We start from the raw sequence: 15,445 nt of genomic DNA, 5'->3' as shown, positions 1-15,445 counted from the left end.
CCAGGGATTTCTCCTTTTATTCATTACTTTTCGCTTCACTAAATTTTCATCCTTAACACAATTCAATCACTCCAATGAATAGACATGCCACAATCCTATTTTGATAAAAACTATAAAACAAACATACGTCGTAATAATACAAGTAGAATTTTACTACTTCAAATTTACTTCTTCTCTTTTTATAAACATGAAAAATGAGCTCCATTTACATAGAGCTCATTCCTACATTTATAATTTACTAGACTGTAGACCCTGAATATGTGGAACTACTTCTGGATTTACAAGTGATGATAAATCTCCTAATTCTTTTCCTAAGTAAGCCGCTTTGATGACGCGTCGCATTACTTTAGAATTACGTGTTTTTGGCAAATCCTCTACAACGTGGATATCCTTTGGACATAATGCTTTTCCGATATGAGAATTTACTAAACTCATTAATTCTTTCTTTAATTCTGCTGTAAATATTACACCATCTCGTAATACTACAAAACAATGACAAACCTCACCTTTTACATCGTCAGGTACACCAATGGAAGCTGCTTCTATTACATTAATATGTTTCACAAGAATAGACTCATATTCAGCAGGCCCAATACGTTTACCAGCAATATTTAGCGTATCATCTGAACGCCCTGTAATGATATATTGTTCACCATCATAAATAACCCAGTCACCATGAACCCATTTATTTTCAAATCGTGACCAATATGTGTTCACATAACGCTCATCGTCTTCCCAGAAACTTTTCGTCATTCCAACCCAAGGTTTCTCTAAACATAATTCTCCAACTTCATCACGGATTGGTTTACCTTGATCATCAAGTACAACCGCAGCCATACCTGGTAACGATGCGTTAAAACTAATTGGTGCGATTGGCTTAATCAGAACATTACCGAAAATCCCACCAGAAATTTCAGTTCCGCCTGAATAGTTACAGATTGGCACTTTTCCTTTTCCAACTGTTTCAAACAGCCACATCCATGGATCAGGATTCCAAGGCTCTCCTGTTGATGCGAATACTTCTAAACTCTTTAAAGAATGTTTATTCACATACTCATCACCTTTTGCCATTAATGCACGGATTAACGTTGGCGAAATACCGAGATGAGTAATTTCATATTTATCAACCGTCTCCCATAAGCGATCTGCTTCTGGAAAGTCTGGAACACCTTCGTACATAACCATCGTTGCACCATTTATGAGTGAACCGAATAATAAAAATGGCCCCATCATCCAGCCCATATCAGTTACCCATAATACACGATCACCTTGTTTAATATTCATTCCAAATCCTGCATCAAAAGCTGCTTTCAAAGGAAATCCTGCATGCGTGTGTACCGTTCCTTTCGGCTTACCAGTCGTTCCTGATGTATATATGAGCATTAAAGGATCATCACTATGCATTTCTTCGGCATGTATGAATGGTTTTTCTTTTTCTAGCGTACTCCATGAAAAGTCATAATGATGCGGTGTAAAATCATTTCCTGCATGACGAACAATTACCACCTTTTCAACAGTCGGGCAATGTTCACAAGCTTTATCTACTTCATCCTTTAAAGAAACAATTTTCCCGCGGCGTGAAAATCCATCTGCGGTAATAATCATTTTTGAACCAGCTGCTTGTACGCGTGTCATAACTGCATCCGAAGCAAATCCCGAAAATATTGGTGAAATAATTGCTCCGATTTTCATTACAGCTAGCATCGCAACAACTGTTTCCGGAATCATCGGCATATAAATTGTTACACGATCGCCCTTCTCAATACCCGCTTGTTTCAAACCATTGGCAACACGGCTTACCCAATTGTCAAGCTCTTCATATGTAAATGATTTTGAAGTTCCATTTTCCCCTTCGTACTGAAGTGCTGGCTGTTTTCTTGTCACTTCATCCGCAATCCATCGGGATAAAGCTGATTCTACAACGTTACATGTTCCACCATTATACCACTGTGCAAATGGCGTACCATTTTCTAAATCTAACACTTCTGTATAAGGTTTCATCCATTGATAGCCAACTGCTTTTTCTGCCTCTCCCCAAAACCAAGCTGTTTCCTCAATAGATTTATTATAAAAAGTTTCATAGTCTTCATATCCCAATGATTTCATCCAACCATATAAACGTGTTTTTTCCTTATACTCTTCTGTTGGAAACCAAACTGCTTGTTTCAATGTTTTCCCCTCCTTGACTTTTTGAGCAAGAAAGCCCTAAATAGGGCTTTTAAACTGGATATACAGGATGCTTACGATCCGTGAATACTTGATATTTACTCATATACATTTCGAAACGCCCTTTTAACTCTTCACGTAAATTGTTTGGATGAACAATACCATCAATCACCATCTCTGATGCTAAATGATAAATATCAATATCTTTCTTATACTCTTCACGTTTTTCAGCAATGAAGCTTGCACGCTCTTCTTCTGGTAAAGCCGCAATTTTATTTGCATATACAGCATTGACCGCTGCTTCTGGACCCATTACAGCAATAGAAGCTGTCGGTAATGCTAAGCAGCAATCTGGTTCAAATGCCGGACCTGCCATTGCATATAAACCAGCTCCATATGCTTTTCGAACAATGATAGAAATTTTCGGTACAGTTGCTTCACTCATTGCAGAAATCATTTTTGCACCGTGACGAATAATACCAGCGCGCTCTACTTTCGTACCAATCATAAATCCTGGTACATCTGCAAGGAATAATAATGGAATATGGTATGCATCGCATAAATTAATAAACTTCGCTGCTTTATCAGCTGAATCGTGGAATAAAACGCCACCTTTCATACGCGGCTGATTTGCAATAATACCTATTGGCTTACCATCAATGCGTGCTAAACCTGTAATGAGCTCTTGAGCAAATAATTTTTTCACTTCAAAGAATGAGCCGTCATCTATAATTCTGTTAATCAGATCTTTCATATTGAAAGGAGCATTTTGATTTTCTGGAATGATTTGTTCTAACGTTTTATCGAACTGTTTCGGTTCTTGAGGTGTCATCAATGGAGTCTTTTCTAAGTAGTTGCTTGGAAAATATGAAATGTATTGTCTAGCCTGTGTAATTGCATCTTCTTCTGTCTTACATAAAACGTCTCCGCATCCTGATACTGAGCAATGCATACGAGCCCCGCCCATTTCTTCTAAAGTTACCTTCTCACCGATAACCATTTCAGCCATACGTGGAGATCCTAAATACATAGATGCATTACCTTCCACCATCATAACAACGTCACAAAAAGCTGGAATATATGCACCACCAGCAGCAGAAGGACCAAATAATAAACAAATTTGCGGAACTTTACCTGATAATTTCACTTGGTTATAAAAGATTCTTCCCGCACCGCGGCGCCCTGGGAACATTTCTACTTGATCTGTAATACGCGCTCCAGCAGAGTCAACTAAATAAAATAATGGAACACGTAACTTTTCAGCCGTTTCTTGAATACGTAAAATCTTTTCAACTGTACGAGCTCCCCATGATCCGGCTTTCACAGTTGAATCATTTGCCATTACGCACGCAGTACGCCCATGTATTTTACCAGTTGCAGTTACAACACCATCAGCCGGTAACCCTGTTTGCTCACAATTTGCAAATAATGCATCTTCTACATATTCGCCATTATCAAATAGAAGAGCTAAACGATCTCGAACAAATAGTTTTCCTTTTGCTTTGTTTTGTTCATGATATTTCGGTGCTCCACCTTGTTTAATCGTTTCAACTCGTTCTTCAAAATTATTTGATTGTTGTTTTTGATCTAACACATTTACTCCCCCTTATACATCGGTTTGCGTTTTTCCTTAAATGCCTGTAATCCTTCTAATCTATCTTCCGTATGGATTACACCCTCGTACGCCTGTTTTTCCATTTGTAATCCGGTATGTAAATCTACTTGAACACCATTAGAAATTGCTTCTTTTGCTAATCGAACTGCAATAGGACCATTACTAGCAATTTGATTTGCAATTTCAATCGCTTTCTCTTCTAGTAAATCAGCTGGTACGACGAATTCTACTAAACCATATTCTTTCGCTTCTTGCGCCGAAATACGTCTTCCTGTATAAATTAATTCTTTCGCTCTACCAACACCAATTAATCTCGGTAAACGCTGCGTACCACCTGCTCCAGGTATAATTGCAAGGGTAGTTTCAGTCAGACCAAGGCTTGCATTTTCAGAAGCAATTCTAAAGTCACAGGCTAAACTCAATTCCGTACCACCACCAAGAGCAATTCCATTAATAGCTGCAATAACTGGTTGTGGTAATTGTTCCACCATTTCCATAGTAGTACGAATCATACCAACCGCATGGCGAACTTGCTCTTCATTCATACCAGCTCGTTCTTTTAAATCTGCGCCAGCACAAAACGCTTTTTCACCAGCCCCTGTTAAAATAACTACACGTGTATTTGACTCTTCACTTATTTCCGTTAATATTGTTTGCAATTCTTCTAATAACGCTAAAGATAAAGAATTTGCTTGTCTTTCACGATATAACGAAATCTTTACAACATGCGGTGTTACATAGTCAACTGAAATATTTTGTAATTGTAGCATCTTCTCACCTACTTATCGTTTTATGTTGAAGCGCTCTATACACATGACTCGGTAATTGGATATTTAACTTACTTTGAATAAATTGACTAGCTCTCCATAACTTTTCTTCGTCTATATTTGTTTGGACACCTAACTTATGGAGCATATGCACTAAATCATCAGTTGCAACATTTCCTGATGCTCCCGGTGCATATGGACATCCCCCGAGTCCACCACAAGAACTATCAAACGTTGTAATACCGTGTTCTAAAGACTTCACTACATTTGCAAGTGCCATCCCATATGTATTATGAAAATGCATTGCAAACTGCGAAGCATCATACTTCTTTAATAGTTGTTCTAATACTTGTTCTACTTGTAATGGATTCGCTACACCAATCGTGTCACCGAGAGAAACTTCATAAATGCCGTATGAAAATAGTTGATTACATATTTCATCAACTGCTGTGGCACTTATATCTCCCTCATACGGACATCCAAATACAGTAGAAACATAACCTCTAACCTTTTTCCCTTCGAATATTGCCTGTTTTGTTATATCTTCAATAACAGTTAATGCTTCTTTAATTGATTTATTAATATTACTTTTATTATGAGATTCACTCGCTGATAAAAAAACATTCACCTCATCTACATTTTGCAAAAAAGCTCGTTCCAAACCATTTTGATTTGGAACAAGCGCAGCATATGTAACATTGGGATCCCTTTTTAGCTCAGAAAAGACATCATTTGCATCCGCTAAGGCAGGAACCCATTTTGGGTGAACGAATGAGGAAACTTCAACGTACGACAATCCGGCTTCTGTAAGTAGTTGAATCCATTTTACTTTATCTTTTGTGCCAACAATCTTTTTTTCATTCTGTAAGCCATCACGTGGCCCTACTTCTTTAATGACAGCAAAATTAGGTAGTTTCAATTCGCTTCCCCCTATATCTCCCTATTCAATTTCTAGTAATACATCTCCTTCATTTACAAAATCGCCTTCTTGCACATTAATTTTCATAACTGTGCCAGCTTCTTCTGAAATGATTGGAATTTCCATTTTCATAGATTCCAAAATGACGACATCCTGCTCTTCCTCTACTGTATCTCCTACTCCTACAACTATCTTCCAAACATTTCCTGCCATCGATGCATATACTTTCGTCATCATTTTTTCCCCCTTAATATTCATAAATCTTATTTTTTAACAAGCTGTTTCGTTACGAAACCCGTTGTATAAATACCACTTTTGAACACATCGTCTCCGAGCACTTGCAGTAGCATCGGTGTATTTGTTTTAATACCTTCAATTTTCAACTCTTCTAAAGCATTTTCTAATTTTGAAATTGCCTCTTCACGAGTTTCACCATGAGCAATGACTTTCGCAATCATTGGATCATAAAACGGTGTAATTGTTACATGATTCTCTAAAAAGTGATCCATACGTATATTTGATGGTAATGTTAAATCTGTAATTTTCCCAGGTGACGGGAAGAATGTTTTCGGATCTTCTGCATAAATACGTGCTTCAATGGCATGACCACTACGTTTTACATCATCCTGAGTAAATGATAGTTTCTCTCCACTTGCGATAAGAAGTTGTTGTTCTACAAGATCTAACCCCGTAATTTCTTCTGTAACGGGATGCTCTACTTGTAATCTCGTATTCATTTCTAAGAAATAGAAATTTTTCTGATCATCTACAAGAAACTCAACTGTACCTGCATTTGTATATCCAAGAGCTTTAGCAGCTTGTACAGCCACTTCTCCCATTGCTTTTCGTGTACCTTCATCTAAAAAAGGTGAAGGTGCTTCTTCGATTACTTTTTGATTTCGGCGCTGTACGGAACATTCACGTTCCCATAAGTACACTGTGTTACCATGTGTATCTGCTAAAAGCTGAATTTCAATATGATGCGCGTCTGCAATATAACGCTCTAAATACATTTCTCCATTACCGAAGAAATTTTGTGCCCTTGTTTTGTTACTTTCAAATGCTTTGGTGAGCGTTTGCTCAGTTTCCATCAACTGCATTCCAATGCCTCCGCCGCCCGCGGATGCCTTAAGCATTAATGGATAACCAATTTGTTTTGCAATTTCAATTGCCTCTTCAGCAGTTTCAATATTTGTAGTAATACCTGGAACTACTGGTACATCTGCTGCTTGCATTGCTATACGTGACTCAATTTTACTTCCCATCTTCGTAATGATTTCTTCTGAAGGACCAATAAATACGATTCCTTCTTCTTTACAGCGAATCGGAAAAGATGGATTCTCTGATAATAATCCGTACCCCGGATGGATTGCTTCAACATTTGTCTTCTTAGCTATTTCAATAATTTTTTCAAGGTTTAAATAGCTTTCTTGAACTCGTGGACCACCTACTAGATAAGCTTCATTTGCCATTTTTACATGAAGGGCATTTTCATCAGCCTCAGAATAAATAGCGACGGTACGAATTCCAAGTTTTTGACAAGTTTTCATAATGCGAACTGCGATTTCCCCGCGATTGGCAATTAATATTTTTTGAAACATAGTGATTCCTCCTTTTTATCTACATCCTAAATGTCTAGCAATTACGAGACGTTGAATTTCAGAAGTTCCTTCACCAATTTCTAACAGTTTTGCATCACGAATATGTCTTTCAACTTCATATTCACGCATATAGCCATAACCACCATGAATTTGTACTGCATGATTCGCAATACGACTAGCTGCTTCAGATGCAAATAGTTTTGCCATAGCCGCTTCTTTACCGAAAGGTTTATCGTTATCTTTTAACCAAGCTGCTTTATGTACTAAATTACGTGCTAACTCTACTTCAGTCGCCATATCCGCTAATTTAAATTGAATCGCTTGGAAATTAGAAATTGTTTTTCCAAATTGTTGACGTTCTTTCGCATATTGCAATGCACGTTCAAATGCAGATTGTGCAATACCTACTGCTAATGCTGCAATTGAAATACGTCCTCCATCAAGTGTATATAAGAATTGTTTAAATCCTTTATTAACATCACCAAGAATATTTTCTTTCGGTACACGCACACCATCAAGTACGATTTCACAAGTATTAGAAGCGCGAACACCCATCTTATCGTAAGGACTTGAGATCGTTAATCCTTCACTTGTAGTCGGTACGATAAATGCAGAAATACGTTTTCTACCATTCTCTTCAACACCGTTGATAGCGGTTACAATAATTGTATTTGCATACTCTGCGTTTGTAATCCAGCACTTTTCACCACTGATTACATACTCATCACCATCTAATACAGCTTTCGTTTGTGTACCTCCTGCATCTGATCCAGCGTTTGGCTCCGTTAATCCGAAAGCGCCTAACGTTTTACCTGATGCCATTGGAACTAAATATTTTTGTTTTTGTTCTTCTGTACCGAAATAATAAATTGGAGAAGCACCTAATGAAATTGTTGCAGCGTAGCTTAATCCTGTACCACCACAAGCACGACCAATTTCTTCAACTGCTAGCGCGTACGATACTGTATCGCCACCTGAACCTCCATACTCTTCTGGGAATGGGATGCCTAATAATCCTAGTTCGCCCATTTTTTGAAATGTTTCATATGGAAACTCTGCAGTTTTGTCATAATACACAGCTTTCGGTGCGATTTCCTTTTCAGCAAAGTCACGTACCATTTCTTTAATCATTTGTTTTTCGCGAGTTAGAGTAAATTCCATTCCGCTACACACCCCTTATCGAATATTGAGTTTCGACAGCGTGCGAGTTTCTACTACAAACATAACAACTTAAAAGACAAGAATATTAGTTAGACAATTGCTACAATTCTGTCATAACTTAATTTTAAAACAGATTCTGTACTAATGCACAAAAAAATTCCTACATTGTTCTACAACAACACAGGAGGTTTTGTGTCGAATTATGTAATTTATTGTTTAATAATCTCTACCTTTTCCCGAATCAGAAATTTCTACTAACGCTTCAGGGTATGGTTCGAAATACGTTTGTCTTAATAAATACTTTTCATCAAATCGAATGGCCCATGATTTTAAAATTGTAAGTAAACTACTAAGCGGTATTTTCTTTTCTGCATACTTTTGTAACAGTTCTATAAAATGATCTTTTTCTTGTTTTTTTAGCTTTGTTTTAAAATATCCAAAAATGTGCTCGCATACATTTACATTCGATGTATAACGGGGTGTGCGCATAAATAATTCATATAAAGTCTTCTCATAGTTTTCAAATACCACTTCAATCTTTTCATTTTTGTGATTTGCAATTATACGCCCTAATTCCTTTTGTTTCACCTGATTATATGCCATAAATAAATATTTATTATCCGACTGAAACGATACAAGTTCTTTCATATTTTTATTGTGTTTAATCATTTTGTAATATGCGATTGTAAATAGCCTTGTAAAGAAATGCTCTCTAATAATAAAATTCGACAATCTACCTTCCTCTTCAATAGGAAGATGCGAAAATTTTTTTACTACTGCTCCGCCAAATAAGCCAGCTCCTTTTCCCTTTGCTGGCGCTTTTTCAAAACCAGAATAAATTTTCACATCACGCGTACCACAACTTGGTGAACGATTCTTTAAAATAAAACCATCCACATCCGATATCGTTTGTAAAAAGTCATTTGAAAACTGCTCCATTTTTTCAGTAACGTCTTCTCTTGTCGACGGTTGCACAAGTTTATTCACACCATTTTCTTCTACGATTCGTATCGTTTCACGAGGAATTCCCAATCCAATCTCGACTTCTGGACAAACAGGTATAAATGTAACAAATGGCTGCAAATTTCGTATTGTTACATCCGGAATCATTTCTCCATTATAACGACAAGCATCAAATTCTAAACATTTACTTACGACGATTGTAGGTTTTGCAAATTGTCGCATTTCATTACCTCCTTAGTGCTAGTCCGTATAATATAAATTGTACTAAGATTAACATTTTAAGCAAAGTTTGATTCATTTAGTTTTATAAATGCGCCCTCTATAATGATGGTTTAGACGCTGTGAAACGAATAATACACACATACTCTGGAGAAATTAATACATAAGAAAGGAGGGAGCGTTATGAAGAAGAAATTATCATCTATTTTAAGTATTTTAGCACTATCTATTATGTTTTTAGGTACATCTGCACAAGCTGAATACGATGGAAATAATATGAATAGAGTTAATAACACTGACATTTCAACTCGAGTTAATGACAATAACTTAGACAGAGTTAATAATGATGTGAGAACTCGAAATGTAAATACGACAAATGATTTAAGTGATAATCGTGATAAAAATAATAATTGGGCTTGGCTTGGTTTATTAGGACTAGCAGGATTATTAGGTCTTAGAAGAAGAGACAAAGAAACACGCTAATTTATAATGTTTTTAGTAAACAAGTACTTATTTATCAAAAATATATAATGAATATAAATCGCCTTTTTAAAGGCGATTTATTATTTATTTAAAAGTAATATATGTACTTTACACTTCAACATATTTTTACTTATGATTAAATTCGTGGTGTTAATCCATACAGTATAAATTGAATCGTATTTTCAATTTCCAATTCATCATCCCAATTCTCTTCAGGTAATAATAAAAATCGAGTTAATAGAAATCCTAAAACAGCTGATAATGTAAGACGTAACACGGAAGGTGGTGGCATCTCAATAATTTCCCCTTCTTCTTGAAACTTTACAATTAACTTTTTAAAATGTGAAAGCAGTTCTGTTTCTACTAATTGTTGTATTTCACTTTTTAGCTCTGGCTGAAACGGCACTTCTTGAATTAATATTTTAATCATTGGAAAGTGCTTTTTGGCAAATTCAAATCGATTAAGAATGACTACTCTTAAAAGCCCTTCATACGATTCATAATCAGTTTTAAATATTTCTTTCGCAAAAGCTTGTACGAAAAATGGTGCAGCAAACTTTGTTAAAGTTGGCATTACGACCGCTAACAATAAATCTTTTTTCGTCTTATAGTAGCGGAAGATTGTTCCTTCCGCTACACCAGCACGCTTTGCAATTTCACTTGTTGAAGTTGAAGCATATCCTTTTTCTCCAAACATATCAACAGCTGCTTCTAAAATACGCATTTGACGTTCATTTCGTTTATCAGTATTAGTTGCAGCAATTAATTCCTCAAGCCAATCCTTCTTCATGTATAAGGCTCCTTTTTGTCATTATTATATTTTGCGATGTTTCTTTAAAGCAAATACATTTCCTACTGCAAATAATAGTGAAAAAAGTAGTAATACAGTAAGATCCAATGCAATTTCTGTAAATCCTTGATTTCGAATCATCACTTGCCTCATTGCATCAGCGCCGTATGTGAGTGGAAATAATTCCCCTAACATTTGGAGCCACTTATTCATAGATTCAATTGGAAACAAGCCAGAAAAGAATATTTGTGGCACAATAACTAGCGGTATAAACTGGATCATTTGAAATTCATTATTTGCGTATGCTGATAAAAATGTCCCTAATGTTAGTGCAGTTAAAGAGAGCATACATGTAATAAGTAGCGTTAGCCATATAGAACCTGCTACATATAAATCTAAAACATAGACTGAAAAACTTACAATTATAACAGATTGTATGAATGCAAAAATTCCAAAACCAATTATATATCCAACAACTATTTCCCATCGTCTAACTGGTGTGGACAATAATCGCTCTAATGTACCACTTAAACGTTCTCTTACGAAAGAAACTCCTGACAAAATGAATACAAAGAAAAATGTAAAGAATCCAATTAACACGGGACCGAGCCCATCAAACATCGTAAAGTCTTTAGAGCCATGTAAATAATTCACTTCAGGCTTCATAATCGATACATCATTCTTCTCTGTGCTCTTTTGCAATATTTGGAGTACAGCACGGTTTTTCGATGAATCACTACCTTCTAACAAAAGATTCATTTTTCCATTCTCTAAATGAATTACTGCATCGATCTTTTGTTTTTCCAACTCAGAAATCGCTTTCTCTTTGCTATATTCATAAATTGAGGCTTCCTGATTTTTCATCACATTTACTATTGGAGCGGGCACATCAACTACAGCAATATGTGGTATATAATCTTTTTGTGTAAATATTAAAGACAATAGCCAAAGTAATAACATTGGTGCCCCAAACATCATAGCTAACGAACGTTTATCTCGAAAAAATTGACGAATAATACGAATGATTACACCATTAACTCTCACGATTCAACCCCCTCTTCTAACAAAAAGACATCTTCAATTCGTCCTGATGATACACGTTTTTTCAATTCCTCTGGCGTTCCAACCGCAACTAAGTTCCCTTCTCTAATCAATCCTAGACGCTCACAAAACTCTGCTTCATCCATAATGTGCGTCGTTACAATAATAGTTGTTCCTTTCTTTTTAAGTTCATAAAATTTCCCCCATATTGTTTTTCTAAGCAACGGATCTATCCCCACTGTTGGCTCATCTAGAATTAATATTTCAGGTTCATGAAGAAGTGCTATCGCTAATGATAGACGCTTTTTCATCCCACCTGAAAAATGCTGTACTTGCTTTTTCATATGTTGTGATAATTGTACAAGGTCAAAAACCTCTTTGATTCTTTCCTTTTTATGCTTTCCCTTTAATCCATACATCGTTGCAATAAAATCTGCATTTTCATATGCTGATAGTTCTTCGTATAATGCATCAGCTTGAGCCATATAGCCAATTCTTTTCATCTCATTTAAATTTGGCATGTTAATGTTGTATACAAATACATTACCTTTAGTTGCTTGATTAATACCTGCAATCAATTTAATAAGCGTCGTTTTCCCTGATCCTGAAGGCCCAACTAAACCAAATATCTCTGCTTTTTCAATTTGTAATGAAAGATCGTGTAAAACTTCTTTTTTCCCAAAACTTTTCGATACATTCTGTAAAACAATTGAAGGTTTTTGCACGTATTATCCCTCTTTTCTATAAAATGAGTGAGTACTCACTTTTATTTTACTCTTGCGTCATTATATGTCAATCTTCATTGATTAGTATTTATTTTCAATCAACAATATTAAACAATGAAACAGAGTCGACATTAGAATATAATTTCTTAAAGTCGACTCTGTTTCATTTAAACTATGCATTTTACTTTATGTTTCTAAATTCATATACTTCCTAATTCTAGCAAGATCTAAAGAATATTCGATAACTAATTGCTGTAACGGTAAAATAACTGTATCGGGATATAAATGTGCATATTGTAATGTTTCTGCATATTTTTCTAATCTTTTTTCTAAGTATTTTATAATTTGCTCCGGATGGCTCACTAATAAACATTGACAATAATAATGTATTTGTTCCTCAATCGCCGTATACTCTTCAATTTCATATTCTTTATGCATGTGTACACCCCTTTAAGTTTTTTTACATAAATTCTTTATCACACTTTTCACTCGACTAATTTTTAAGTTTTTTGATTATTTACACTATAACAAACTCTTCAGGTCAAATTTTGTTACTTTATGTAACGTAGAAAATTTTTAACAAAATTGTAATGTTAACTCCTGCAAAATACATAAAGCCCCTTTACTCATTTTTGTATAAAAAAATCGTACAACTTAATTTAGCTGCACAACTACAATTTCTGGCCTATTCAAAATTCTTTGCGGAATGATACTATTTCCTAACCCTCTACTAACTACCATTGATGTATTTTGTTCTACATATAAACCCGCTGTATATTTAGGTAAAACACCTTGATTTGGCGCAACTAATCCTCCGATAAATGGCAATCTAACTTGCCCTCCATGAGCATGTCCCGATAAAACCAAATCCAATCTCTCATTCGTATATTCCTTAATAAATTCAGGCCTATGGGATAATAATACATTATATCTATCTGGCTGCATTTCAATTTTCGCTTTTTTAATTTCATCTATTATAATATTTCCTTCATCACGGTTTCCAGTAACAAACTCTGGATCATCAATACCTAACAAGTTTATTTCTTGCTCACCCTTTCGAATGCCTACATGTTCATTCCTTAAAATATTGACATCATATTTCTTCAACTCTGTTTCTAAACTGTTATACTTTCCAGACCATTGTTCATGGTTTCCTGTCACAAAATATACAGGATACTTCTTTACCATTTCTCGTATTAATTGCATACTAACTTCTGCATCGTATGATTTACCGTCAATTAAATCACCTGTAATCGCAATAATATCTGGGTCTATGCTTTTTATTTTTTGAATTAACACATCTTGATTATCGCCAAATTGCTTATTGTGTAAGTCTGAAATTTGTAGAATTTTATACCCTTTAAAAGAGGATAGTATTTTACTAGAGGTTATTTTAACCTCAGTTATACTTATTAAATTGTTCTGTAAATATAAAAAGATTGTAAAACCTACTAATATACAAATAATCATTACGATTCTATTAATCTTCTTTTTCATATTTTCTCCTTTACATTCTCATCAAACACTTCTATATACTAACTGAATTATATTATACTTTCTTGAAATTTATTTAAATTAATAAAATAATACAGTACATGAAATTTCATATGAGATACGTCATATATATTCGTTATATTTTTACTTTTACCTTTTTAATAATAAGAATACAAAAACGACTCTTATCACACGAAAAAAGTCGTTTTCTAACGTTATACTTTTAATACTTTCATGTTAAAAATGCGAAAACTAAAATACTATTACCTAAGAGCCTTAACTAGAACCTCAGTTGCCTCTGCAATGAGTTGATTATCATAGGTAGCCTCTTTCTCATCTTTACTAGATAAAATTGCGATGATAATTGGTGCTCTATTTGGCGGCCAAACGATAGCAATATCATTTCTTGTCCCGTAACGGCCAGCACCTGATTTATCTCCAACTACCCAGTCAGTTGGTACGCCTGCACGAATAAGTTTGTCCCCTGTAGCATTTCCTTTCATCCACTCTGTAAGAATTTTACGTTTTTCAACAGGAAGTGCATTTCCGACCGTAAAAGCTTTAAGATTCGTAGCAATTGCTTTCGCTGTACTAGTGTCACGAATGTCTCCTGGAATAGCTTCGTTTAATTCTGTTTCAAAGCGATCAGACATAGTAACCCGATCCCCGATCTGTCTAAGCGCTTTTTCATATCCTTTAGGTCCGCCTATTTTATGAAATAAAATGTTCCCTGCAGTATTATCACTTGAACGAACAGCAGCCTCAGCAATTTCTCCTAGTTTCATTCCAGTATCTACATGTTTCTCTGTAACAGGTGAATAATCCACTAAGTCTTCTTTCGTAAATTTTATGACTTCATTTAATGTATCAATTGAGTTTTGCTGTAGTAATACTCCTGCCGCTAAAGCCTTGTAGGTTGATGCGAAGGCAAATCTTTCGTTATGTCGATAAGAGATTGTTTGATTTGTACCAGTATCAATCGCATATACACCTAATCGAGCATCAAATTTTTTCTCAAGTTGAGAGAACTCTTTATGCGTCGCCTGATTTTTATGTTTCACTTGTCCAGTCTTTTCTTTCGCTTCAACTTGCAGTGACCCTCCTGTAAAAGCTTCTAGGCTTGTAACACTTAAACCTAATATACCAACGCATATTCCTATTTTTAGCATCCTCTTGTTTTTCAAAATCATCATTCCTTTCAAATTTTCAATACTGAAAACAAGTAGTAAATTCAATACACTGTATCCTATTTAAAAACCTGTTTTTATACGTACACATAATAGACCATCTAAGAAACAAGTTTGTTCCATAAATTTAAAACCTTTTTAATTAGTAGCCAAAATATTAACAAAAGTAAGAGATAGCAACTGTGATAGTTGCTATCTCTTATTTTAAATCTTCCTTTAACTTATAAAGACTTTTATATACTGATATTATCCCCTTTAGGTAGACAGTGTGAAAAAGACCATGTATACACATGGATGTTACACTATTACTTGGA

The 15,445-nt window shown here is 35.1% G+C and carries 15 protein-coding genes; 1 reads left to right on the top strand and 14 read right to left on the bottom strand.

The window, feature by feature from the left end:
* Positions 1–228: 228 nt before the first annotated feature.
* The 8 genes from JDS92_RS22860 to JDS92_RS22825 all read right to left on the bottom strand — a co-directional run bounded on the left by JDS92_RS22860 (position 229) and on the right by JDS92_RS22825 (position 9,414).
* The gene (locus JDS92_RS22860) at positions 229–2,169 is read right to left on the bottom strand and encodes an AMP-binding protein (RefSeq protein ID WP_000806477.1); all 1,941 of its coding nucleotides are present in this window, start codon (positions 2,167–2,169) and stop codon (positions 229–231) included.
* Between the two features lie 49 nt (positions 2,170–2,218).
* Positions 2,219–3,760 carry an acyl-CoA carboxylase subunit beta gene (locus JDS92_RS22855; RefSeq protein WP_000886736.1) on the bottom strand — a complete coding sequence of 514 codons (1,542 nt, stop codon included), beginning with the start codon at positions 3,758–3,760 and terminating at the stop codon, positions 2,219–2,221.
* 2 nt (positions 3,761–3,762) lie between these two features.
* Entirely contained in the window at positions 3,763–4,551 is a 789-nt protein-coding gene (locus JDS92_RS22850) for an enoyl-CoA hydratase (RefSeq protein ID WP_000939822.1), read from the bottom strand.
* A 4-nt stretch (positions 4,552–4,555) separates the two neighbouring features.
* Positions 4,556–5,467, bottom strand: coding sequence for a hydroxymethylglutaryl-CoA lyase (gene mvaB, locus JDS92_RS22845; protein WP_199632555.1), 912 nt, complete (start codon positions 5,465–5,467; stop codon positions 4,556–4,558).
* A 21-nt stretch (positions 5,468–5,488) separates the two neighbouring features.
* On the bottom strand, positions 5,489–5,704 hold the full coding sequence (locus JDS92_RS22840; protein ID WP_001987345.1) for an acetyl-CoA carboxylase biotin carboxyl carrier protein subunit: 216 nt from the start codon (positions 5,702–5,704) through the stop codon (positions 5,489–5,491).
* Positions 5,705–5,730: 26 nt separating this feature from the next.
* Complete coding sequence (locus JDS92_RS22835; RefSeq protein WP_000486760.1) at positions 5,731–7,068, bottom strand: acetyl-CoA carboxylase biotin carboxylase subunit; 1,338 nt, start codon at positions 7,066–7,068, stop codon at positions 5,731–5,733.
* A gap of 15 nt (positions 7,069–7,083) precedes the next feature.
* Complete coding sequence (locus tag JDS92_RS22830; RefSeq protein ID WP_000397277.1) at positions 7,084–8,229, bottom strand: acyl-CoA dehydrogenase; 1,146 nt, start codon at positions 8,227–8,229, stop codon at positions 7,084–7,086.
* 216 nt (positions 8,230–8,445) lie between these two features.
* Positions 8,446–9,414: a YbgA family protein gene (locus JDS92_RS22825; protein ID WP_001248624.1), complete on the bottom strand. Its 969-nt coding sequence runs from the start codon at positions 9,412–9,414 to the stop codon at positions 8,446–8,448.
* A 180-nt stretch (positions 9,415–9,594) separates the two neighbouring features.
* Here JDS92_RS22825 and JDS92_RS22820 point away from each other — a divergent pair, with 180 nt between their 5' ends.
* Positions 9,595–9,894 carry a WGxxGxxG family protein gene (locus JDS92_RS22820; RefSeq protein WP_199632554.1) on the top strand — a complete coding sequence of 100 codons (300 nt, stop codon included), beginning with the start codon at positions 9,595–9,597 and terminating at the stop codon, positions 9,892–9,894.
* A 136-nt stretch (positions 9,895–10,030) separates the two neighbouring features.
* On the opposite strand, the gene JDS92_RS22815 is transcribed toward JDS92_RS22820, so the two are convergent.
* The 6 genes from JDS92_RS22815 to bla form a co-directional block, all read right to left on the bottom strand.
* Positions 10,031–10,684, bottom strand: a complete 654-nt coding sequence (locus JDS92_RS22815) for a TetR/AcrR family transcriptional regulator (protein ID WP_097959373.1) — start codon at positions 10,682–10,684, stop codon at positions 10,031–10,033.
* Between the two features lie 24 nt (positions 10,685–10,708).
* Entirely contained in the window at positions 10,709–11,728 is a 1,020-nt protein-coding gene (locus JDS92_RS22810; protein WP_199632553.1) for an ABC transporter permease, read from the bottom strand.
* Positions 11,725–12,450 carry an ABC transporter ATP-binding protein gene (locus tag JDS92_RS22805; RefSeq protein ID WP_199632552.1) on the bottom strand — a complete coding sequence of 242 codons (726 nt, stop codon included), beginning with the start codon at positions 12,448–12,450 and terminating at the stop codon, positions 11,725–11,727. Before JDS92_RS22805 ends, JDS92_RS22810 begins: the two co-directional genes overlap by 4 nt.
* A 186-nt stretch (positions 12,451–12,636) precedes the next feature.
* A complete protein-coding gene (locus tag JDS92_RS22800) occupies positions 12,637–12,888 on the bottom strand; it encodes a hypothetical protein (protein ID WP_000548627.1) in 252 nt (83 codons plus the stop codon).
* 216 nt (positions 12,889–13,104) lie between these two features.
* Positions 13,105–13,947: a metallophosphoesterase gene (locus JDS92_RS22795; RefSeq protein ID WP_199632551.1), complete on the bottom strand. Its 843-nt coding sequence runs from the start codon at positions 13,945–13,947 to the stop codon at positions 13,105–13,107.
* Positions 13,948–14,207: 260 nt separating this feature from the next.
* Complete coding sequence (gene bla / locus JDS92_RS22790; protein WP_199632561.1) at positions 14,208–15,134, bottom strand: class A beta-lactamase Bla1; 927 nt, start codon at positions 15,132–15,134, stop codon at positions 14,208–14,210.
* Between the last annotated feature and the right edge of the window lie 311 nt (positions 15,135–15,445).

Origin of the sequence: Bacillus cereus group sp. N12 (assembly GCF_016483575.1) — a bacterium.
In the GTDB taxonomy this organism is placed as follows: domain Bacteria; phylum Bacillota; class Bacilli; order Bacillales; family Bacillaceae_G; genus Bacillus_A; species Bacillus_A toyonensis.
This window is presented reverse-complemented; position numbering and strand designations above follow the sequence as displayed.

What these genes read in the sequence shown, in the direction of transcription:
- bla (WP_199632561.1), bottom strand. Translation starts at nt 15,134, where the DNA reads ATGATTTTGAAAAACAAGAGGATGCTAAAAATAGGAATATGCGTTGGT.
- JDS92_RS22840 (WP_001987345.1), bottom strand. Translation starts at nt 5,704, where the DNA reads ATGATGACGAAAGTATATGCATCGATGGCAGGAAATGTTTGGAAGATA.
- JDS92_RS22830 (WP_000397277.1), bottom strand. Translation starts at nt 8,229, where the DNA reads ATGGAATTTACTCTAACTCGCGAAAAACAAATGATTAAAGAAATGGTA.
- JDS92_RS22815 (WP_097959373.1), bottom strand. Translation starts at nt 10,684, where the DNA reads ATGAAGAAGGATTGGCTTGAGGAATTAATTGCTGCAACTAATACTGAT.
- JDS92_RS22835 (WP_000486760.1), bottom strand. Translation starts at nt 7,068, where the DNA reads ATGTTTCAAAAAATATTAATTGCCAATCGCGGGGAAATCGCAGTTCGC.
- JDS92_RS22850 (WP_000939822.1), bottom strand. Translation starts at nt 4,551, where the DNA reads ATGCTACAATTACAAAATATTTCAGTTGACTATGTAACACCGCATGTT.
- JDS92_RS22795 (WP_199632551.1), bottom strand. Translation starts at nt 13,947, where the DNA reads ATGAAAAAGAAGATTAATAGAATCGTAATGATTATTTGTATATTAGTA.
- JDS92_RS22800 (WP_000548627.1), bottom strand. Translation starts at nt 12,888, where the DNA reads ATGCATAAAGAATATGAAATTGAAGAGTATACGGCGATTGAGGAACAA.
- JDS92_RS22825 (WP_001248624.1), bottom strand. Translation starts at nt 9,414, where the DNA reads ATGCGACAATTTGCAAAACCTACAATCGTCGTAAGTAAATGTTTAGAA.
- JDS92_RS22820 (WP_199632554.1), top strand. Translation starts at nt 9,595, where the DNA reads ATGAAGAAGAAATTATCATCTATTTTAAGTATTTTAGCACTATCTATT.